This is a genomic window from Jeotgalibacillus campisalis (genome assembly GCF_000829515.1).
Taxonomy (GTDB): Bacteria; Bacillota; Bacilli; order Bacillales; family Jeotgalibacillaceae; genus Jeotgalibacillus; species Jeotgalibacillus campisalis.
The window spans coordinates 1-20,694 of sequence record NZ_JXRR01000015.1 but is presented as its reverse complement, the minus strand read 5'-3'; the positions used below and the strand labels follow the sequence as shown (position 1 = coordinate 20,694).

The 20,694-nt window shown below is 43.5% G+C and carries 20 protein-coding genes, 1 rRNA gene and 1 riboswitch; of the genes, 1 reads left to right on the top strand and 20 read right to left on the bottom strand.

Annotation, left to right across the window (positions count from 1 at the left end; genetic code table 11):
• Positions 1-87 precede the first annotated feature (87 nt).
• From purD to nadB, 19 genes are all read right to left on the bottom strand, one after another.
• Positions 88-1,344 (bottom strand): phosphoribosylamine--glycine ligase, encoded by a 1,257-nt coding sequence (gene purD, locus KR50_RS11085; RefSeq protein ID WP_041058403.1) that lies wholly within the window; start codon positions 1,342-1,344, stop codon positions 88-90.
• 151 nt (positions 1,345-1,495) lie between these two features.
• On the bottom strand, positions 1,496-3,031 hold the full coding sequence (gene purH / locus KR50_RS11080) for a bifunctional phosphoribosylaminoimidazolecarboxamide formyltransferase/IMP cyclohydrolase (RefSeq protein WP_041058401.1): 1,536 nt from the start codon (positions 3,029-3,031) through the stop codon (positions 1,496-1,498).
• Between the two features lie 54 nt (positions 3,032-3,085).
• The gene (purN, locus tag KR50_RS11075) at positions 3,086-3,649 is read right to left on the bottom strand and encodes a phosphoribosylglycinamide formyltransferase (RefSeq protein ID WP_041058398.1); all 564 of its coding nucleotides are present in this window, start codon (positions 3,647-3,649) and stop codon (positions 3,086-3,088) included.
• 14 nt (positions 3,650-3,663) lie between these two features.
• Positions 3,664-4,698 carry a phosphoribosylformylglycinamidine cyclo-ligase gene (gene purM, locus KR50_RS11070; protein ID WP_041058396.1) on the bottom strand — a complete coding sequence of 345 codons (1,035 nt, stop codon included), beginning with the start codon at positions 4,696-4,698 and terminating at the stop codon, positions 3,664-3,666.
• Between the two features lie 11 nt (positions 4,699-4,709).
• A complete protein-coding gene (gene purF, locus KR50_RS11065) occupies positions 4,710-6,131 on the bottom strand; it encodes an amidophosphoribosyltransferase (protein WP_041058393.1) in 1,422 nt (473 codons plus the stop codon).
• Entirely contained in the window at positions 6,116-8,332 is a 2,217-nt protein-coding gene (gene purL, locus KR50_RS11060; RefSeq protein WP_041058390.1) for a phosphoribosylformylglycinamidine synthase subunit PurL, read from the bottom strand. The genes purF and purL overlap by 16 nt, the downstream gene beginning before the upstream one ends.
• Positions 8,316-9,002 carry a phosphoribosylformylglycinamidine synthase subunit PurQ gene (purQ, locus tag KR50_RS11055; RefSeq protein ID WP_041058387.1) on the bottom strand — a complete coding sequence of 229 codons (687 nt, stop codon included), beginning with the start codon at positions 9,000-9,002 and terminating at the stop codon, positions 8,316-8,318. The genes purL and purQ overlap by 17 nt, the downstream gene beginning before the upstream one ends.
• Positions 8,999-9,253 (bottom strand): phosphoribosylformylglycinamidine synthase subunit PurS, encoded by a 255-nt coding sequence (gene purS / locus KR50_RS11050; RefSeq protein ID WP_041058384.1) that lies wholly within the window; start codon positions 9,251-9,253, stop codon positions 8,999-9,001. The genes purQ and purS overlap by 4 nt, the downstream gene beginning before the upstream one ends.
• Positions 9,250-9,966 carry a phosphoribosylaminoimidazolesuccinocarboxamide synthase gene (gene purC, locus KR50_RS11045; RefSeq protein WP_041058381.1) on the bottom strand — a complete coding sequence of 239 codons (717 nt, stop codon included), beginning with the start codon at positions 9,964-9,966 and terminating at the stop codon, positions 9,250-9,252. Before purC ends, purS begins: the two co-directional genes overlap by 4 nt.
• A gap of 122 nt (positions 9,967-10,088) precedes the next feature.
• The gene (gene purB / locus KR50_RS11040) at positions 10,089-11,387 is read right to left on the bottom strand and encodes an adenylosuccinate lyase (protein WP_041058379.1); all 1,299 of its coding nucleotides are present in this window, start codon (positions 11,385-11,387) and stop codon (positions 10,089-10,091) included.
• Positions 11,388-11,401: 14 nt separating this feature from the next.
• Complete coding sequence (gene purK, locus KR50_RS11035; RefSeq protein WP_041058376.1) at positions 11,402-12,529, bottom strand: 5-(carboxyamino)imidazole ribonucleotide synthase; 1,128 nt, start codon at positions 12,527-12,529, stop codon at positions 11,402-11,404.
• On the bottom strand, positions 12,522-13,013 hold the full coding sequence (purE, locus tag KR50_RS11030; protein ID WP_041058375.1) for a 5-(carboxyamino)imidazole ribonucleotide mutase: 492 nt from the start codon (positions 13,011-13,013) through the stop codon (positions 12,522-12,524). The genes purK and purE overlap by 8 nt, the downstream gene beginning before the upstream one ends.
• Before the next feature lie 140 nt (positions 13,014-13,153).
• A riboswitch (purine riboswitch) is annotated at positions 13,154-13,256 on the bottom strand.
• 72 nt (positions 13,257-13,328) lie between these two features.
• Complete coding sequence (locus KR50_RS11025) at positions 13,329-13,526, bottom strand: NETI motif-containing protein (RefSeq protein WP_041058373.1); 198 nt, start codon at positions 13,524-13,526, stop codon at positions 13,329-13,331.
• Entirely contained in the window at positions 13,516-14,076 is a 561-nt protein-coding gene (locus KR50_RS11020) for a DUF2179 domain-containing protein (RefSeq protein ID WP_041058371.1), read from the bottom strand. The genes KR50_RS11025 and KR50_RS11020 overlap by 11 nt, the downstream gene beginning before the upstream one ends.
• A 192-nt stretch (positions 14,077-14,268) precedes the next feature.
• Positions 14,269-14,928: a type 1 glutamine amidotransferase domain-containing protein gene (locus tag KR50_RS11015; RefSeq protein WP_041058369.1), complete on the bottom strand. Its 660-nt coding sequence runs from the start codon at positions 14,926-14,928 to the stop codon at positions 14,269-14,271.
• 218 nt (positions 14,929-15,146) lie between these two features.
• Complete coding sequence (locus tag KR50_RS11010) at positions 15,147-15,491, bottom strand: hypothetical protein (RefSeq protein WP_041058366.1); 345 nt, start codon at positions 15,489-15,491, stop codon at positions 15,147-15,149.
• A gap of 83 nt (positions 15,492-15,574) precedes the next feature.
• Positions 15,575-16,663 carry a quinolinate synthase NadA gene (nadA, locus tag KR50_RS11005; protein WP_041058364.1) on the bottom strand — a complete coding sequence of 363 codons (1,089 nt, stop codon included), beginning with the start codon at positions 16,661-16,663 and terminating at the stop codon, positions 15,575-15,577.
• Positions 16,626-17,513, bottom strand: coding sequence for a carboxylating nicotinate-nucleotide diphosphorylase (gene nadC / locus KR50_RS11000; protein ID WP_052477013.1), 888 nt, complete (start codon positions 17,511-17,513; stop codon positions 16,626-16,628). Before nadC ends, nadA begins: the two co-directional genes overlap by 38 nt.
• Positions 17,467-19,065: an L-aspartate oxidase gene (gene nadB, locus KR50_RS10995; protein ID WP_041058361.1), complete on the bottom strand. Its 1,599-nt coding sequence runs from the start codon at positions 19,063-19,065 to the stop codon at positions 17,467-17,469. The genes nadC and nadB overlap by 47 nt, the downstream gene beginning before the upstream one ends.
• 115 nt (positions 19,066-19,180) lie before the next feature.
• On the opposite strand from nadB, the gene KR50_RS10990 reads away from it, so the two are divergent.
• Positions 19,181-20,299: an IscS subfamily cysteine desulfurase gene (locus KR50_RS10990; RefSeq protein WP_041058356.1), complete on the top strand. Its 1,119-nt coding sequence runs from the start codon at positions 19,181-19,183 to the stop codon at positions 20,297-20,299.
• A gap of 122 nt (positions 20,300-20,421) precedes the next feature.
• On the opposite strand, the gene rrf is transcribed toward KR50_RS10990, so the two are convergent.
• A 5S ribosomal RNA gene (gene rrf / locus KR50_RS10985) occupies positions 20,422-20,537 on the bottom strand.
• Positions 20,538-20,694: the final 157 nt, after the last annotated feature.

Here is a 20,694-nt window from a genome sequence, read left to right as displayed (position 1 = left end):
ATTCTACAATATTCTCCTATTTCCTAAGAATTCCTTTTTTTCTGTAAGTTGTTCTCTATAATGAAAAAAAGAACCCATGTGGGCTCTTTATCTTTTCTTAGCTGCCTGATGTCCAATATCTCTTCGATAAAATAATTTTTGCGTATTGTGATTTTCCAAAAAGGAATATACCTTCTCCTGCGCCTGAAGAATGCTATCCCCAAATCGCGCAGCCAGTAAAACCCGGCCTCCTGTTGAATACAAGTTTTCATCACTCCACTCGGTTCCAGCATGAAATAACCATTCTTGTTCTTCTTTAAATTGGTTTAAAGAGATCTGTTTTTTGTATTCTCCTGGATAACCTTCTGCTGCTAAAACCACGCCGACCATCGACTGTTTTTCCCATTCCAGCTCCGTTTTTTCGTGCTTTATAAGCTTAGATAAAACTGCTGCAAGATCTGTTTTTAATCTGGGTAAAACCACCTGTGTTTCCGGGTCTCCAAACCGGGCGTTGAATTCAATTACCTTTGGTCCTGCTTCGGTTAAGATCAGTCCCGCATACAATACCCCTGTAAAAGGTCTGCCTTCTTTTATCATGGCATGCACTACAGGTTTAAGTATCGTATCGAATGAAGTTTCTTCAATCCCTTCAGGCAGATGATCAACAGGAGAATAAGCTCCCATGCCTCCTGTATTAGGTCCTGAATCTCCATCAAACGCTCTCTTATGATCCTGAGCCAGCTCTAGCGGTATAATAACGTCTTCGTGCACTAGGGCCATAAAGGAAAACTCTTCTCCTTCGAGAAATTCTTCTACTACGATTTGATTTGAAGATGCCCCAAAACGTTCTTCTATCAGCATGTCATCAATCGCTTTTTCCGCTTCCTCCATGGTCATTGCGACAACAACACCTTTTCCGGCCGCCAGTCCATCTGCTTTAATAACAATAGGCACACCGTGTTTTTGCAAGTAACTTTTTGCCATAGCTGCATCCTGAAAGGTTTCATAAGCTGCTGTCGGCACATGATATTTTTGCATTAAATCCTTAGCAAAAGACTTGCTTCCTTCGATCTGCGAGGCTTCCTTGGTCGGACCGAATATGGAAAGACCTTCTGCTAAAAACCGGTCCACAATTCCTTCTGCAAGAGGTTGCTCAGGTCCGACTACTGTTAGATCCACTTTGTTTTCTTTTGCAAACTTCACAAGTGAATCCTGATCATTTTCATCGATCTTAACCCGTTCAGCGCATGACGAAATTCCTGCATTGCCGGGTGCGCAAAATATCCGCTCAACAGATGGTGCTTTCGCCATCGCTTTACAAATGGCATGCTCTCTGCCACCTCGGCCAACTATCAAAACATTCATCTTGAACCCCTCTTTTCTCCATAAATTAAAGGCTGTTACATCAGTCAACACGCATAGTCAGATAGAAAAAAAGGCTGACTCAAACCATATGAGTCAGCCAAAAATATGGACATGAGTAAGATTATCTGGACATGGAAATCTTACGTTTTAATTAGTGTTTAAAGTGGCGTATTCCTGTTAAAACCATCGTGATGCCATATTCGTTTGCTTTCTTTATAGAATCCTCATCCCGTATTGAGCCGCCCGTTTGAATAATGGACGTTATTCCTGCCTTAGCAGCGGCTTCTACGGTGTCATCCATCGGGAAAAAAGCGTCAGAAGCAAGACTTGCACCTTGTGAACGGTCACCCGCCTGTTCGAGTGCAATTTTCGCAGCACCCACCCGGTTCATCTGACCCGCTCCGATTCCGAGCGTCATTTGAGAATCCGCCACTACGATAGCATTAGATTTAACGTGCTTCACCACCTTCCAAGCCATTTTCATCGCTTCCCACTCTTCTTCTGTGGGCTGTCTGTCTGTTGCGACTCTTACATCTCCGTTTTCAAGCGTAAACTGGTCCTGATCCTGTACAAGCAAACCGCCTTCAACTGAGGTGAGAAGATGCTCATGGGTTCCTTTCCGGTCAAACGGCACTGTCAGCAGACGAAGATTCTTTTTGGCTGATAATATTTTCATCGCTTCGTCTGTAAAGGCCGGCGCGATCACGATTTCCAAGAAGATTTCCACAAGCTTGCCTGCTGTCTTTTCATCCACTGCCCGGTTAAATGCTACGATACCTCCAAAAATAGAAGTGGAGTCACTTTCATAAGCCTTTAAAAATGCTTCATAAGAAGTTGATCCTCTTCCCACACCGCATGGATTCATATGCTTAACTGCCACAGCTGCGGGTTCGTCAAAATCCTTCACAATTTGCATCGCTGCATCTGCGTCTTTAATATTGTTATAGGAAAGTTCTTTGCCGTGGTGCTGTCTCGCGTGAGCAACAGAAAATTCAGATCCTAGCGGATTGCGGTAAAAAGCTGCCTGCTGATGAGGATTTTCTCCATACCTTAAGTCCTGCTGACGTTCATATGTAAGCGTGAACCGTTCAGGGTTTTCTTCCCCTGACTGCTCAGTTAAATAACGGGCAATATGTGCATCATACGCAGCAGTGTGGCGGAAAACTTTTGCAGCAAGCTTCTTCCTTGTCTCCATACTCACTGACCCGTCTGTTTCAAGCTGTGAAAGGACGGTGTCATAATCAAGCGCATCGACAACCACTGTTATATGGGCGTGATTTTTCGCTGCCGCGCGAAGCATGGTCGGACCGCCAATATCAATATTTTCGATCGCCTCTTCGAACGTTACAGCCGGATTGCTGATGGTTTGCTGAAAAGGATAAAGGTTGACACATACTAAATCAAATGGCTGTATTCCCTGCTCATCAAGCTGACTCATATGCGCTTTATTATCCTGTTTAGCTAACAGTCCGCCATGAATAGAAGGATGAAGTGTTTTGACTCGTCCCTCTAAAATTTCAGGAAAACCTGTTACTTCATCCACACCAATTACAGGCACTCCCTGCTCCTTAAGCAGATTTTTTGTTCCGCCTGTGGATAAGATTTCATACCCGAGGCGCTGAAGTGCTGATGCAAATTCAACGACTCCTGCTTTGTCTGACACACTGATAAGTGCACGTTTTGCCATAGTATCATTCCTCCAACTGTTCTCTGCCTATTGCTATTTCCTTGCAGTAATTCTTTATTTAAAGAGACTTTGCAGTGTGGCCGGGTATAGGTCATGCTCTATTTGATGGATCTGCTTTTGAATCATGTCCCGATCTACTTGCCCGTTGACTGGAAAAGCCTGCTGAGCAATGATCGGACCCGTATCCATTCCTTCATCTACAAAGTGAACCGTTACACCCATAATTTTCACGCCATAATCAATGGCTTGACCCACTGCATCCTTTCCTGGAAAGGCCGGTAAGAGAGAGGGATGAATATTCACGATTCTATTTTCATATGCAGTTAATAAAACCGGACCGATTAACCGCATATAGCCCGCTAAAATCATCCACTCTACTTTTTTTTCTGTAAGCTTTTCCAGTATGAGTTTCTCATATTGATCTTTACCGGAAAAAGATTTTGCCTCAAAGGAGAAAACCTCGATGCCGGCATCGGCTGCCCGTTTGTTCACATAAGCTTGCGGGCGGTCACATACAACAAGTTCGATTTCTGCATTGAGTTCACTTTGTTCAACGGAGTCGATTATGGCTTGAACATTGCTGCCGCTTCCAGAAGCAAATAAAGCAATTTTAGTCATGAGTCTCTCTCCCTTTATTCCTTTGACTCGAATACGACGCTTTCGCCAGCCGTCACCTTACCGATAATATAGGCAGTATCCTTCGCAGCTTTGATTGCAGTAAGCGCCTCTTCCGCCTCACTTTCTTTCACAACGGCAACAAAACCAATGCCCATATTAAAGACATGATACATTTCATCTTCTGTCATAGAAGCTGCATTTTGTATAATCGGAAAGATAGGTGGAACAGGCCAGGTGCCCGGCGTAATTGATACGCCTAATCCTTCTGGCAGCATGCGGGGCAAATTTTCATAGAAGCCCCCGCCTGTCACATGGGCCATCCCTTTAACATCTACTTGCTTTAGTAAAGGAAGAATCGTTTTAGCATAAAGTTTAGTCGGTGTCAGCAAGACATCGCCGAGCGGCTGATCAAGGCCCTCAAGCCTATCAGATAGAGAATAGCGCTTATCTTCAAGCAAGGTCTTGCGGACAAGAGAATAGCCATTGCTGTGAATTCCGCTTGATGAAAGGCCGATCAGGACATCTCCCTCTTCGATCCGCTCACCTGTTACAATATTCTTTTTTTCGCAAACCCCAACAGCAAATCCCGCCATATCATATTCATCTTCTTGATACATGCCGGGCATTTCTGCTGTTTCTCCTCCGATTAACGCACATCCAGATTCTTCGCAGCCGTCTGCAATACCCTTTACGAGCTGTTCAATTTTTTCCGGCACTGCTTTTCCAACGGCTAGATAGTCGAGAAAATATAGCGGCTCTGCCCCTTGAGCAATAATGTCATTTACACACATCGCCACACAATCAATTCCGATTGTATCATGGCGGTCCATTGCAAAAGCTAATCGAAGCTTCGTCCCAACTCCATCTGTGCCAGAAATTAAAACAGGCTCTTTATAAGGCAGGGACGAAAGATCAAACATGCCGCCAAATCCACCGAAGACACCCATTGCCCCCGGACGTTTTGTACGCAGCACATGCTTTTTCATTCGCTCAACGGATTCATAACCCGCTTCAATATCCACTCCTGCTTGACGGTACGCATTCGACATCTTATTTCCTCCTAGTGTGTAAGCTCTTTTTCATAGGGGTGCAATGTATCAGGGTAAATTTCTGTCGGATACTTTCCTGTAAAGCAAGCCAGACAATGGCCCTTGTTTTCGCTTGTATCCGGACGGCCTATTGCTGTCACCATGCCATCTACACTTAAAAAGCTTAATGAATCTGCTCCAATGATCTGACGAATTTCTTCTACTGAATTTTTGCTCGCAATTAATTCTTCATGCGTACTCGTATCTATGCCATAGAAACAAGGATTTTTAATCGGCGGCGAGGAAATCATGACATGTACTTCTGTAGCCCCGGCATCTTTTAGCATATTAACGATTCTTCTGCTTGTTGTACCTCGGACAATCGAATCATCCACCATAATCACACGTTTGCCCTCTACTACTCCCCTTACAGGCGACAGCTTCATTTTCACGCCTTGCTCTCTCAGCTCCTGCGACGGCTGTATAAATGTTCTTCCGATATACCGGTTCTTGATTAATCCCATTTCATAGGGAATATTGGCTGCCTCTGCATAGCCAATCGCTGCAGATATGCTTGAATCCGGTACGCCGGTCACCACGTCCCCCTCAATCGGAAATTCTGCAGCTAACTGTTTGCCAAGACGTTTTCTTGCACTGTGAATATTGATTCCATCGATATCGCTGTCTGGGCGGGAGAAGTAAACATATTCCATCGTGCAAATTGAGCGGTTGGTTGCATAAGTGAAACGTTCAGAACGAATTCCTTCATCATCGATTATCAAAAGCTCTCCAGGTTCCACTGATCGGATGTATTCCGCGCCGATAATATCGAATGCGCAAGTCTCGGATGCAACCACATAGCCATCGCCAATTTGACCAAGTGACAGAGGACGAAGACCATTTGGATCAAGTGCCACCATAAGCTCCGTTTCCGTCATAATCACAAAAGCATACGCGCCCTTTAGCATGGTCAGTGCATTTTTTACACGTTCTTTTACGTTTTCATATCCGCTTCGTTTAATTAAATGAGCAAGCACCTCAGTATCTGAAGTTGTTTGCAAAATGCTTCCCTGACGCTCAAGCTGGTGCTTAAGTGCATTGGCATTAACGAGATTGCCGTTGTGTGCAAGCGCAAGACTGCCCGTCTGTGAACGAAATAACAGCGGTTGAACATTCTCATATCCGCCGCCCCCAGCGGTTGTATATCGAACATGGCCAACTGCTCCATGACCCGTTAATTGATCAAGCTGGTTCTGACTGAACACTTCTGTAACAAGACCTTCTCCTTTATGGCTGGTGATTTCGCGGCCGTTTGATGCAACAATGCCAGCGCCTTCCTGTCCTCGGTGCTGAAGGCTTTGAAGAGCATAGTACGTCAGCTGTGCCGCTTGCTCATGACCCCAAATGCCGAAAACGCCACACTCTTCATTCAGTCCTTTTAGCTCAGCAAGCATGCGATCGCTCCTCTCCAACTATCTTCAAACTCTTTAACCGGTTTATTAATAACTGCTTGTCCTTCATGACGTATCATAATAGCTGATTGTGCCGTTACATGTCCGATATACTCTGCGGTCACAACTTGTTCGAAAGCTTCTTTCTGTTCAGGTGATACGGATACTAAAAAGCGAGATTGCGTTTCACTAAATAATGCAGTGACGACAGAGCCTTTTAGATCAACTTCCACACCAAGCCCGTTTGTTCCAAACGTTGATTCAGCAAGCGCAACGGCAAGTCCGCCTTCTGCAAGATCGTGAGCCGACGAAACAAGCCCGCCTTGAATGGCTTTAAGAAGCAAAGCCTGACGATTTTTTTCAACCTCTAAATCAAGCGCTGGTGCTTGTCCGAAAATCCGTCCATGAACTAATTTCTGAAGCTCGCTGCCGCCAAATTCAGTGCGCGTTTCACCAATGACATAAACTAAATCGCCCGCTTGTTTAAAGCTTTGAGTGGTAATATGCTCAATATTTTCAATTAGTCCAACCATTCCAACTACTGGCGTTGGGTAAACAGCTGTTCCATTTGTTTCATTATAAAGTGATACGTTTCCACCGATAACCGGAGCATTCAGTACTCTGCATGCTTCGCTCATGCCATCCACTGATTTTTCCATTTGCCAAAAGATTTCTGGTTTTTCAGGGTTGCCGAAATTAAGGCAATCTGTAATCGCAAGCGGAACGCCGCCTGAACAAACAATGTTTCGAGCTGCTTCGGCTACAGCAATCTTACCGCCTGTCTCCGGATCTAAATAAAGATAGCGAGAGTTACAATCTGTTGTCATGGCTAATGCTTTCTCAGTTCCGCGAATTCGAAGAACAGCTGCATCAGAACCTGGTGTAACAACAGTGTTTGTACGAACCTGATAATCATATTGATCGTAAACCCATTCCTTGCTGGCAATGGTTGGCTGCTTTAAAAGAGAAAGTAATGTTTCCTCTACATTTTCCACTGCCGGCTCTTCGTTATCCATCGCTTGGAATTCACGATAGTAGGCAGGTTCACTTGATGGCTTATGATAAACAGGCGCGTCCTCCGCTAAAGCATCTACTGGTACATCTGCAATGACTTCACCTTTATGAATTAAACGCAGGTGATGATCATCCGTCACATGACCAACCGCTACTGCATCAAGATCATACTTATGGAATAATTCCTGAATTTCAGGTTCCCGGCCTTTTTCAATGACGATCAGCATACGCTCTTGTGATTCTGACAGCATCATTTCGTAGCCTGTCATTCCTGTTTCACGCTGCGGCACTAAGTCCAGATTCATTTCAATTCCAGACCCTGCTTTACTTGCCATTTCAGCTGACGAACTTGTAAGTCCTGCAGCACCCATATCCTGTATCCCGATTAACGCATCAGACTTAACAAGCTCAAGGCAAGCCTCTAACAGCAGTTTTTCCATAAATGGATCGCCTACTTGAACAGCTGGACGCTTCTCATCAGACGTATCACTCAGTTCCTCAGAAGCAAAGGTTGCCCCATGAATGCCATCTCGTCCTGTTTTAGCACCAACATACATCACCGTGTTGCCAACGCCTTTAGCCTGACCTTTTTGAATATCTTTATGATCAATTAACCCAACACACATGGCGTTGACAAGTGGATTTCCATCGTAAGAAGCATCAAACTGAATTTCGCCTCCAACTGTAGGAATACCAATACAATTTCCGTAGCCGGCAATCCCTGCTACTACCTCTTCAAAAAGGTACCGAACACGAGCAGAATCCAATTCTCCAAAGCGTAGAGAGTTGAGGATCGCGATGGGTCTTGCTCCCATCGAAAATACGTCACGTATAATCCCGCCGACGCCTGTTGCAGCTCCCTGGTAAGGTTCGATCGCAGAAGGGTGGTTATGGCTTTCAATTTTAAATGCCACTGCCTGACCGTCTCCAATATCAACGATACCCGCTCCTTCACCCGGCCCCTGAAGCACTCGTTCTCCTGTTACAGGGAATTTTTTTAATAACGGTTTTGAATTTTTATAGCTGCAATGCTCAGACCACATAACAGAAAATAAGCCAAGCTCTGTCCAGTTGGGAGTGCGCCCAAGAATGGATTCTACCATTCCAAACTCTTCGTCTGATAAACCCATTTCTTTATATAGTTTTTCTTCTTTTATATTTAGAGCTGTTGGTTCAAGCAGTAATGACATTTGAGTCCCTCCAGTGCTTCACAATCGATTGAAACAAGTTAAGTCCGTCTGCGCTTCCTAAAAGTGCATCAACGGCACGTTCAGGGTGCGGCATCATTCCAAGGACGTTTCCTTTTGCATTTGTAATGCCGGCAATGTTCCCGAGGCTGCCGTTGGGATTGAGACCCTCATAGGTAAAAACAATTTGATTATTTGCTTTTAAATCATTAAAAACGGTGTCATCACAGTAGTAATTTCCTTCTCCATGTGCAATCGGAATTTGAATAACCTGATTTTTACTATAAGCTGATGTGAACATGGTATCAGGGTTTTCTACTACCAGGCCGACTGTTCTGCACATAAATTTAAGCTCTTTGTTGCGCAGCATAGCGCCAGGGAGAAGTCCCGCCTCAAGCAGAATTTGAAACCCGTTGCAGACACCAAGAACCGGCTTCCCTTCCTCTGCTGCTTTCACTACTTCTTTCATAACATTTGAAAAACGGGCAATCGAACCGGAGCGCAGATAATCTCCATAGGAAAACCCTCCCGGCAAAAGAATGCCGTCATAGCCGCTTAGATCTTCTGTGTCATGCCAGACATACTCCGCTTCTTCACCCAGCTCATCTTTTATCGCATGGTACATATCAATATCACAATTGGATCCTGGAAACACAATCACTGCAAATTTCATTGTGTGACGGCCTCCTCCACCTCATACTCGTAGTCCTCAATGACCGTGTTGGCAAGCAGTTTTTCACACATTTCTTTTACCACTTCGTCTACCGGGCGATCAGAAGGCTCGATCATCACTTCAAGATATTTTCCAATCCGCACATCCTGCACCTCATGATAATTCATCGCATGAAGCGAGCTTTTAACCGCTGTTCCCTGTGGATCAAGTACACTTTCTCTTAATGTTACGTGGATTTTAATCTTCATCATGATGAAACGCCTCCCAGTCTTGTAAAAACAGTTTGATACGCATCTGTTAAACTTCCTAAATCTCTTCTAAACACATCTTTATCAAGCTTTTGTTTCGTTTTTGAATCCCATAGCCTGCATGTATCTGGCGAAATTTCATCCGCCAAAAGAATGGATCCGTCTTTATCTCTGCCGAATTCCAGCTTAAAATCAATCAAGTCTACTTCAATCTGCTGAAAAAACTGTGTCAGCACCCGATTGATTTCCAATGCTTTTTCTTTTAAAAGGGTTAATTCTTCCGGCTCAGCAAGTCCTAGTAATGAAATATGATCTTCATTAATCAAAGGATCTCCAAGATCATCATCCTTGTAGTACCACTCGACAATCGTATGCTTAAGTCGAAGCCCTTCTTTTAATCCAATTCTTTTGGCCAATGTGCCAGCGGCAGTGTTTCGAACGACAACCTCAATCGGAATGATTTCCACGTGGCGGACTAGCTGCTCGTGATCGGAAAGCTTTTCAATAAAATGAGAGTCGATGCCTTCTTCTTTCAATCTCTCAAAAAGAAGGGATGTGATTAAATTGTTAAGCTGTCCTTTCCCTTCAATTGTTGCTTTCTTTTCACCATTAAAAGCAGTTGCAGAATCCTTGTATTCCAGCCATAAAATGCCTTCTTCATTGGTTGAATACAATCTTTTTGCTTTTCCTTCATAGAGCATTTGCCCTTTTTCCATGTGAAGTCCACTCCCTGATCGTCGGAATTTTGAATCTATTTATTTTATAGGGTGAATGGAAGTGCCAGGTCCGTTTCTCAAAATAACGGACTGACTGGCCTTCATTCATTTTTGTACCTTATTTATTCATTTAATCCTAAGCGTGTGAAGATCGTATCCACATGCTGCAGATGGTAATGATAATCAAAGCAATCCTCAATTTCATCCGATGTAAGCTTAGATGTAATGGCATCTTCTGCTTCTACCAGCTCACGGAAATGCACTTGTTTTTCCCAGGCTTCCATCGCTTTAGGCTGAACGGTATCATACGCTTCTTCGCGTGACAGCCCTTTATCAATAAGGGCCAAAAGCACACGCTGTGAATAAATCAACCCTAATGTCCGGTCCATGTTGCGCTTCATATTGTCAGGGAAGACCGTTAAGTTTTTCACGATGTTTCCAAAGCGGTTCAGCATGTAATTTAACGCAATCGTAGCATCAGGCAATATGACCCGCTCTGCTGAAGAGTGTGAAATATCCCGTTCATGCCATAAAGGCACATTCTCATAAGCAGTCTGCATGTAGCCGCGTATTAGACGGGCAAGCCCGGTCATGTTTTCAGATCCGATTGGATTTCGTTTGTGCGGCATAGCGGATGATCCTTTTTGGCCTTTTGAGAAGAACTCTTCCACTTCTCTTGTTTCACTTTTTTGAAGGGAACGCACTTCAACCGCAAATTTTTCAATAGAGGTAGCGATGAGCGCAAGAGTTGCCATGTACTCTGCATGCCGGTCACGCTGAAGAGTCTGCGTTGAGATCGGTGCAGCCTGCAAGCCTAGTTTTTCACATACATATGACTCTACAAAGGGGTTAATATTCGCATATGTTCCTACGGCTCCAGACATTTTCCCAAATTCAACACCAGATGCGGCGTGTTTAAAACGGTCAAGATTTCGTTTCATTTCTTCATGCCACAGCGCAAGCTTCAATCCAAATGTGGTCGGCTCGGCATGAACACCGTGTGTACGTCCCATCATGACGGTCATTTTATGTTCTTTTGCTTTCGCTGCAAGAATATCCACGAAATTTTCAATATCCTTAAGCAGGATCTCGTTGGCCTGGCGCAATATATAGGAAAGCGCAGTGTCCACGACATCCGTTGATGTAAGCCCGTAATGCACCCACTTTTTCTCTGCTCCCAATGTTTCTGACACAGCACGCGTAAAAGCGACGACATCGTGGCGGGTCTCTGCTTCGATCTCTTGAATGCGTTCTACGTCAAAAGACGCGTTCTCACGGATTTTCTTTACGTCTTCTTTTGGGATGTCTCCAAGTTCTGCCCATGCTTCACAGGCTAAGATTTCTACTTCAAGCCATGCCTGAAAACGATTTTGTTCTGTCCAGATAGCTCCCATCTCTGGGCGCGTATAGCGTTCGATCATGGTGGTACCTCCAATTATGTTGTCTTCCAGATACGTGATTCCTGCATTTCTTTCAATGTCATTTCCAAATCATCTGTCAGGATCGTGATATGACCCATTTTTCTGTTCTGCTTTGCTTCAGCTTTCCCGTAGAAATGCACCGACCAGTCAGGATATTGACTTACTGCATCAAACGCCGGCTTTACATGCTGTCCGAGCAGATTGACCATAACAGCATGTTTCAACAGCGCAGTGCTTTTAAGCGGCCAATTGCAAATAGCCCGGATGTGCTGGTGAAATTGTGATGTTTCGCACGCCTCTATAGAATAATGGCCGGAATTGTGCGGTCTTGGAGCAAGTTCATTCACCCATATTTCACCTGAAAGGGATACAAACATTTCAACTGCCAGTGTTCCAATCAACTTAATTTCATCTGCAATCTGTAATGCAAGCTTTTTTGCTACTTCACTCACGTCAGGTTCAATTCGCGCTGGAACAATTGATTCATGCAGAATATGATTGACGTGAATATTTTCAGCAATAGGCAGGGTAGTTGTCTCACCGCTTGCATTGCGGTGAACGATTACGGAAATTTCTTTATCAAACGAAATGAATGATTCCAGTACACAAGGTCCCTTTTCTTTTACAAGCGCCTGTGCTTCCTGCAGATCCTCTATCGAATTGAGCTTAACCTGGCCTTTTCCATCGTATCCACCGGTTATTGTTTTCACTATAGCCGGAAAGCCGAACGATTCTATAATATCATATATCCCTTGTTCGTGTTCGATGACTTGATAAGGAGCGATCGGAACTAATGCCTGCTCAAGCATTTTTTTCTCCAGCCGGCGGTTCTGTGTAATCCGGATCAGCTCTGCTCCTTGCGGAAGATAAGCAATGTCAGAAAGCCATGTGAGCGCTTCTGCATCAATATTTTCGAACTCATAGGTGATGACATCACTTTGTTCAGCCAGCTTTTTTAGTGCATCCCGATCATCAAATGCTGCCCGAATAACGATGTCTGCTACTTGACCGCACGGAGAATTCTCACCTGGATCCAAAACTGCGATCACAAAACCTGCTTCTTTTGCAGCGAGAGCCATCATTCTGCCAAGCTGCCCTCCACCGATAATACCGATTGTTTGTCCGGGCATGATTTTATTCATATAATTCACCGCTGCTCTTCAGTACTTTTTCTTCGCTTGCTTTACGCCTTTGATCGAGTCGTTCAGCAATCGCAGAATCAAACGCCGATAACATCTGTGCCGCAAGCAGACCCGCATTGACTGCTCCTGCATCGCCAATCGCAACCGTTGCTACCGGAACACCGCCTGGCATTTGTACAATGGAAAGAAGGGAGTCGAGTCCATTCAACGCTTTAGATTGAATAGGCACGCCAATAACCGGTAGAGTCGTTTTGGCTGCGACCATGCCTGGCAGATGAGCAGCGCCTCCTGCCCCTGCAATAATGACTTTTAAACCTCTTTCTCTTGCCTTTTCTGCATAGTCAAACATTAAATCAGGTGTACGGTGCGCACTGACTACCTGTTTTTCATACGGGATCTCTAATTCCTCCAATATTGCACATGCTTTTTTCATTGTGGGCCAGTCAGACGTACTGCCCATAATTACACCAACTGCTGCGATCATCTTCTCACTCCAATAGTCGAATTCAATAAATGACAATAAAAAACCCAGGTCAACATTTTCCTCTATTACTAAATAGAAGGAAAGCTGTTCACCTGGGTCCCGAATGCGCCGTCTATACCTTAAAAAAGGCATAGCAGATCCAAGGCATCACTTTCCCTCATAGTCCGGTCATTTACGGTAACCAGGTAGAAACTTTTGGGCCCTATTCCCAATGATTATATGAGGTCGTATGCTTATTCGTTTTTCTCGTCTTTATCATAACAAGGTGACATGAGGACGTCAACCTTAAACCGAACAATTTTATTTCACTATAATTTATTGTTCGTTTTTTACCCCTTGAAACCGAATTCTTTGCCTTATTGGCTCATTTTTTACAGAAGACCCCTCTTTAATTTCTTTAAAAATCGGTTCTTCCATTCTCTTGACAGGCATGTAGCCCAGGTCTGACATGCGCTTTAAGCAGTCTTCAATCGTTTCATGTTCTTCCACTTCAAACCATTCTTTATTGGCCATTCTTTTCTTCCTCCTGTGCAATCCGTTTTCGCACACTCTTCACCCAAAATCCGCCGTGAATCGCTTTTGGTTCATATGAGATGATAAAAGCTTTTGGATCTACTTCTTTTATGCGCTGATAAAGTTTCAGTTCATATTTTCTAGGCGTTAAAATCTGCATGGCCCATCTTCCGCCTTCAAGTCCATTGGCCTCCCAATCCGTCACACCATATCCCCATTCACGAAGTTTTCTTGGAAGATCCAAGCCATTATCCATTGTAATCACATTAACTGTAATATAGCCCAAAGCCAGTTTTTCTTCAATCTTCATGCCAATAATGACGCCCAAACCATACCCTACAGCATAGGCAACCAGGTTTTGGATCTCGTTTAAATTATCAAGAACCAGCCCCAGACCGACTACATAAATAACCACCTCTACCATACTGACTCCTGCTGCTAAATAGCGATAGCCCTTCAGCGTCAGGATCATCCGCATTGTAAAAAAAGTGACATAAAAAATATTGATGACAAAAATAATCAGCATCATAATAATTCCATTTTCAAGCACACATGTTCCTCCTTCAGTTAGGAAAGCAAACGAATCTAATCTTGTAAGATCCTTCCTTCTCTATCACTCAAACGCTATCCTACTAGTGAATTAACAAAATGTAAAGATGAATTTTTTAAAAATGGATACGGATTAAAAAAACCAAGACCGAAAATGCTTCAGTCTTGGTTCTTTATTATAAAAATTTGACTATCAGCCTAACGCTTTCACAAATGCTTCAGCCGTTTTCTGGCTCGATTGTGGGTTTTGACCTGTGATGAATTTTCCGTCCGTTACTACATGGTCTGCCCAATTGCCCTGAGCCACAAAGTGTGCCCCCTGTTCCTCAAGCTTTGATTGTAATAGAAACGGCATTTGTTCAACCAATCCCATCTCTTTTTCCTCTTCATCTGTAAAGGAAGTGAGCTTTTTGCCCTTCACAAGCGGCGTTCCATCAGACAATTCAACGTCTACAAATCCAGCAGGTCCGTGACATACTGCACCAATCACTTTATTATTTTCAGCGAAATGAGCAAGCCCGTCCTGAAGCTGTGGTTCATTCGGTAAATCAAACATAGCTCCATGACCGCCAGGCAGGAAAACGCCGTCAAAATGTTCAAAGACTACACTTGAAAGCTGTCCCGTTTTAAGAAGCTGTTCTTCGGCCTCTTTCCATTCTGCAGGCTGTTCATCCTCAAGACTATTTGGGTCAAGCGGGATGCCGCCGCCTTTTGGGCTGACAACTGTTACATCAAAGCCATTTTTTTTAAATTCTACATAGGGTTCAGCAAATTCAGATAACCACAATCCAGTTGGGTGATCCTGGTCAATTTTTTCAGTATTGGTTACAACCATTAAAATATTCTTAGTCATTTTTGCATTCCACCTTTATCTTGGTTTGCTCTCTCTACTAATTTACCCTTTTAAAATTGGAATAAACATGAAAACGTTATCATTCCAGACAATCAAAAAGGAGAACTGAGTATGCACAAACAAAAAAATGCCTCCACGAAGTCTTGTTCGTGAAGGCGTCTATTTAAATTACTAGGATGATCCCATCTGCCATTCGGACATAATAATCATTACACTGCTTACTTGACGCTTCCTACATCAAGGATCTCTACTGGACCGTGGTCATCGCAGTGGTCTCCATGAACATGGTGCAGTCGACCGTTAACTAAATAATCATAATGGTCACCATGCGGAACCATTTCATGTCCGCAATCACTGTCGTGGGAACAGCCGCATTCAAATGGTTTACAATCATCCGGGTTTGCATCCGTTACATCAATTTCACATTCATCCCAGTGGTCCTCATGCTTATGGTGCAGATGACCATCGTGTACATAATCAATGTGATTGCCATGCCTGATCTTTGTATGACCGCAATTTTCATTGTGCTCATGTGTATGTTGATCATGTGTGTGATGCTTCATTTGTGATTCCACCCTCCATAATGAATGTACGTTCTAGTTATATAATATCCCTTCTTACTTAATCCAAACAAATAATTGTCCCATTATGTTAACTGAAGCATTTTATCCAGCGCTTCCTTTGCATAGTATGCCGTATCTTTATCGACCTTGATTTGATTATGAACGTCCCCTTTTTCAAGCGATTCAAGAATCCATGCCAAATGCGGGAGGTCTATTCGGTTCATCGTCAGGCACGGGCACATAGTCGGGTTCAAGGATTGGATTTTGATCTCTGGAAAGTTTTGTTTGAGACGGTTTACTAAATTCATTTCTGTTCCAATCGCCCATTTTGATCCTTTCGCTGCACTCGAGATGGCGTCAATAATATACTTGGTTGAACCGGCATCATCAGAAAGAGCAACGACTTCTCTTGTACATTCAGGATGAACAATAATTCTTACCGATGGATCTTCTTTTCGAAGACGATGAATATGATCCACCCTGAAATTCATGTGAACCGAGCAGTGCCCTTTCCATAAGATAACCTTTACGTTATCCAGTTCGCCTTCAAATTCGAGTTTTTCCTGAATGGGATCCCAAACCGCCATGTCAGATAAAGAGATGCCCAAGTCATGTGCAGTATTACGCCCCAGATGCTGATCTGGCAAAAAAAACAGCCGGTCTTTTTGTGAAAAAGCCCACTTGACTACCTCTAAGGCATTTGAAGAAGTAACAGTGGCTCCTCCATTTTTACCGACAAATGATTTAATGGCAGCGGTCGAATTTACATATGTAACAGGTAGAATTGTATCTCCAAATAACTGCTGAAGCTGCTCCCAGCCGCGTTCTGTTTGATTGATATCCGCCATATCTGCCATCGAACAGCCTGCTCTCATATCTGGCAGTACGACCTTTTGATGATCCGCAGCAAGAATATCTGCTGTTTCGGCCATAAAATGCACCCCGCAAAAAACAATGTATTCTGCCTGATGCTGTTTAGAGGCAATTTGAGCAAGCTGCAGGGAATCTCCTGCTGCATCTGCAAATTGAATCACTTCGTCTCTTTGATAATGGTGACCCGGAATAAACAGCCGGTCTCCCATTTTTTCTTTTACAGCCAATACCCGCTTTTTTAACTCTTCATAAGAAGCCGTTTTATAAGCGGGCGGCATGCCTGTCAGTAAGTCGAGCATCTCTCGTTCCCCCTTTTTTTATTCTTACGTCTAAACTGATATCAAGGCTTTTTACAGAATGGGTTAGAAAGCCAAGGGATATGTAATCTACCCCGCAATTTCCGTATTTGTGTAATTGGCCCATTGTTATTCCTCCAGATGCCTCTGTTAAAATACCTGCAGGAACTTGATGGATCCATTTCTTTATGAGGTCAGGCGGACAATTATCAAACATAATGCAATCGGCTTTTGTTTCAATCGCTTCCTGCAGCTGTTCTTCGTTCTCAATCTCAACTTCAATTTTGATCATATGGCCCGCATGAGCTTTTGCTTTTTTTACCGCCTCTCTAACGGACCCGGCAAATGCAATATGGTTATCTTTCAGCATAATTCCGTCATACAATCCGAATCGGTGATTTATTCCTCCACCGCAGCGTACTGCATATTTTTCAAACATCCGCAGACCAGGTGTTGTTTTTCTCGTATCGCAAATCTTTGTATGAGAGCTGTTTAATTCCTTTACTGCCTCATTTGTCAAAGTAGCAATTCCGCTCATTCGCTGAAGTAAATTTAAAATCACCCGTTCTCCTGATAAAATGGCCTGCACCGGTCCTTTGACAGAAGCAATGCAGCTGCCCTTCTCAACATACTGTCCATCCTGTTTATGTAGTTCCACTTTCGTTGCCGGATCGAGCAGCTGATACACTAGCTCAATCAAATCAAGGCCTGCGAGTACACCAGAATCTTTTAGGATAAAATAGGCTTCCCCTTGATCCAGTTTTGTAAATAAGGCTTCACTCGTTTGATCCTGATCATGTATATCTTCATATAAAAACTGCTCGACCATTTTCCTTGCCTTCATCTTGTTCATGCTTTTTATTCCCCCTCTGGTGGCTCTCATCCATTTTTTGAATTATCCGCACCCCTTGCCATTCTTCCTTTTTTACAGGGTAGTCCAGACAATAATGGGCTCCTCTGCTCTCTTGTCTCTCATATGCTGATCGTACAATTAAATAAGCAGCCGTTACCTGATGAAGAAAGGTCAAATCCTCCGGATGATAATCATAAATATTTTTTTCAGTTAACACAGGAAACTCTTTTTCAAGCTTATTTAAGCAACTTTTCATTCCTTGAGCTGTACGCTCAATGCCCGCGTACTTCATCATCAGCTTTTTAAGGTCCTGTAATGTCATGGCAGATGGTGAGCGCCTTGTTCCTGCTGTACGATTATAGGGATCAGACACTATAGTGCGATCGATAGACTGTTTTTGTAAAAACTCCCCTGCAGCTTCACCGTAAACTAAACCTTCAAGGAGAGAATTACTAGCGAGCCTGTTTGCTCCGTGGGCTCCTGTGCAAGCAGCTTCCCCAATAGCATAAAGCCTTGGAAAAGAGGTTTGACCTGACCGCTGAACCTTTATGCCTCCCATATGAAAATGAGCTGCAGGTCTTACTGGGATCCTTCCCTCTTTTAAATCAATGCCTTCTCTCTTACACAAATCCGTAATCGTTGGAAACTTTTTTGTGAATTCTTTCACATAATTAATCGCTAAATAAATCTTCTCTCCCTGCTGAATTCTCTTATACACTTCTCTCGCTACTATATCCCTGGGAGCTAAATCCTGAAGTGGATGAAGATCCTTCATAATCTCTTCACCCTCTTCTGTCACAAGCCTGGCACCTTCACCTCTTACTGCTTCAGAAATAAGAACAGAACTGGGATGATCCGTCGCCAAAGCCGTAGGATGAAACTGAATGAATTCTAGATCTGTTAATTCAGCCCCTGCATAGTAGGCGAGTGACAATCCTTCCCCGTTTGCAGTTGCTGCGTTTGATGTAGATTCAAATAAATTCCCGCATCCACCGGTTGATAAGACAATGTGATCAGCCCATATAATCTCTGTCATTCCTTTAGAATTTATCAATTTTACGCCTGAGCATTTTCCGTCCTTCACAATTAACTCGATGACTGAATGATGCTCAATCCATTCTACATTTGATTGAATCTGTTGAACCATAAATGCAGTCAGCCTCCTACCGGTCGCATCACCTCCTGCATGAAGGATTCTTCTATGAGAATGGGCCCCCTCTTGTCCAAGCTGCACATAAGAAGAGTCATCACAATCAAAACGCATGCCATCTTCTATAATCTGCTTTATTACCTCGGGTCCCTTATTCACAAGAAATTCAGCAGCCATCCTGTCACTATGACCATCTCCTGCCGTCAACGTATCTAGTAAATGCTCTTTCACGTGATCTTCTTCACTGAAAACAGCAGCTACCCCTCCTTGAGCAAGCATGGAATTGCTTACTGAAAACCCATATTTGCTGACAATTGCTACAGATTTAAAAGGAGCAGCTTTTCGGGCAGCAGCTAGTGCGGAAATCCCGCTGCCTATGATCACGACATCATAAAATTTCAATGAACCACCGCCTCACTTTACATGTGTCTTGACACCTATCTTTACATAACATTAAACTAAACACAATACCTATTTTAGTAAACAACGAGATGAACAGATTAAAAGGAGTGTCAAAATGATTTATTTAGATTACGCAGCAAGTGCACCCATGCGAAAAGAAGCATTAGATACATATATACAAGCTGCCACAGCTTTTCCTGGCAATACGAGCAGCTTGCACGACACAGGCACTGCAGCAGACGATCTACTGCAAAAATGCAGAAAAGAACTTGCAGATATTCTTAATGGAGATCCAAACGGAGTCTACTTTACAAGTGGTGGTTCTGAATCAAATGATTTAGCCATACGATCGATCGCAAAAGGAAATGCGCACCGGGGACGGCACCTTATTACAAGCAAACTTGAACATCCATCAGTACTAGGGGCATTTGCTACTTTAGAGGAAGAAGGATTTGATATTACGTATCTTCCCGTACAATCAAATGGACTTATATCTCTTCGGGACCTGGAACAAGCCTTGACGGACAAAACGATATTAGTAGCGATTCAACATGTTAATCATGAGATTGGCACGACCCAGAACATAAATGAGATTGGCTCTCTTTTAAAAAAGCATTCGATTGCTTTTCACTGTGATGCTGTTCAATCCTTTGGAAAAACCCCTATTAATGTTCACAACAGTCACGTAAGCAGTCTGAGCATATCCAGCCATAAGGTAGGAGGACCTCAGGGAGTTGGGGCTGTTTATATTGATCCATCTATACACTGGAAATCCTCTTATAAATTCGCCACTCACCAAAAAGGATTCCGACCGGGCACAATAAACATTCCTGGTATAGCAGCATTTATTACAGCTGCCGCGCACTCAGTCAAAGAAATGAAAGAGGACTACAAAAAAACAGAAATGCTGCGTACAAATTGGATTCGTATGATCTCTCCACATAATAATGCAATACAGATCGAAGGAACGAACCAGCTGCCTTCTATCATTGGGATGACCAGTTCAAAATACCAGGGGCAGTGGCTCCTTCTTGAATGCAACCGTCAGCAGCTGGCAATATCCGTAGGCAGTGCTTGTCATATTGGACAGCAGATACCAGCGACAACCATAACGGCTATAGGTAAAACGGTTGATGAAGCAAACCGGTTTATCAGAATATCACTTGGGAAAAAAACCTCCTTGTCCGATCTGGAGCTTCTTTACCAAGCCCTTCTTCCTTATATAGAGATATAGGTGGAGTAAATTACTAAGAGGGGTAGGGAAGGCGAAGTATAAAATGTTCGCTTTTCCTTTCTCATCTAGATCTTTCCAAGTAAAAAAGAGCCATTCCCTATGGGAATGACTCTCTTTTTTGTGCCTAGCGACGTCCTACTCTCACAGGGGGAGACCCCCAACTACCATCGGCGCTGAAGAGCTTAACTGCCGTGTTCGGCATGGGAACGGGTGTGACCTCTTCGCAATTATCACTAGACGCTATTAATAGAAAGGCTCGCGCCTTCAAAACTGGATAAGACATCAAAACAAACGAACAAGCGAGTAATCGCCAAAATTGGTTAAGTCCTCGATCGATTAGTATTCGTCAGCTGCACATATCGCTATGCTTCCACCTCGAACCTATCTACCTGATC

Coding starts and splice junctions, on each gene's coding strand:
- KR50_RS10990 (WP_041058356.1), top strand. CDS start 19,181: ATGATTTATTTAGATTACGCAGCAAGTGCACCCATGCGAAAAGAAGCA.
- purL (WP_041058390.1), bottom strand. CDS start 8,332: ATGTCATTACTGCTTGAACCAACAGCTCTAAATATAAAAGAAGAAAAA.
- nadA (WP_041058364.1), bottom strand. CDS start 16,663: ATGCTCGACTTACTGACAGGCATGCCGCCCGCTTATAAAACGGCTTCT.
- purM (WP_041058396.1), bottom strand. CDS start 4,698: ATGTCGAATGCGTACCGTCAAGCAGGAGTGGATATTGAAGCGGGTTAT.
- KR50_RS11015 (WP_041058369.1), bottom strand. CDS start 14,928: ATGACTAAGAATATTTTAATGGTTGTAACCAATACTGAAAAAATTGAC.
- purH (WP_041058401.1), bottom strand. CDS start 3,031: ATGGCAAAACGTGCACTTATCAGTGTGTCAGACAAAGCAGGAGTCGTT.
- purC (WP_041058381.1), bottom strand. CDS start 9,966: ATGGAAAAAGGGCAAATGCTCTATGAAGGAAAAGCAAAAAGATTGTAT.
- purB (WP_041058379.1), bottom strand. CDS start 11,387: ATGATCGAACGCTATACGCGCCCAGAGATGGGAGCTATCTGGACAGAA.
- purQ (WP_041058387.1), bottom strand. CDS start 9,002: ATGAAATTTGCAGTGATTGTGTTTCCAGGATCCAATTGTGATATTGAT.
- purS (WP_041058384.1), bottom strand. CDS start 9,253: ATGATGAAGATTAAAATCCACGTAACATTAAGAGAAAGTGTACTTGAT.
- purN (WP_041058398.1), bottom strand. CDS start 3,649: ATGACTAAAATTGCTTTATTTGCTTCTGGAAGCGGCAGCAATGTTCAA.
- purF (WP_041058393.1), bottom strand. CDS start 6,131: ATGCTTGCTGAGCTAAAAGGACTGAATGAAGAGTGTGGCGTTTTCGGC.
- purD (WP_041058403.1), bottom strand. CDS start 1,344: ATGAATGTTTTGATAGTTGGCCGAGGTGGCAGAGAGCATGCCATTTGT.
- purK (WP_041058376.1), bottom strand. CDS start 12,529: ATGAATAAAATCATGCCCGGACAAACAATCGGTATTATCGGTGGAGGG.
- KR50_RS11010 (WP_041058366.1), bottom strand. CDS start 15,491: ATGAAGCATCACACACATGATCAACATACACATGAGCACAATGAAAAT.
- nadC (WP_052477013.1), bottom strand. CDS start 17,513: ATGAACAAGATGAAGGCAAGGAAAATGGTCGAGCAGTTTTTATATGAA.
- KR50_RS11025 (WP_041058373.1), bottom strand. CDS start 13,526: ATGGCCAATAAAGAATGGTTTGAAGTGGAAGAACATGAAACGATTGAA.
- purE (WP_041058375.1), bottom strand. CDS start 13,013: ATGATCGCAGCAGTTGGTGTAATTATGGGCAGTACGTCTGACTGGCCC.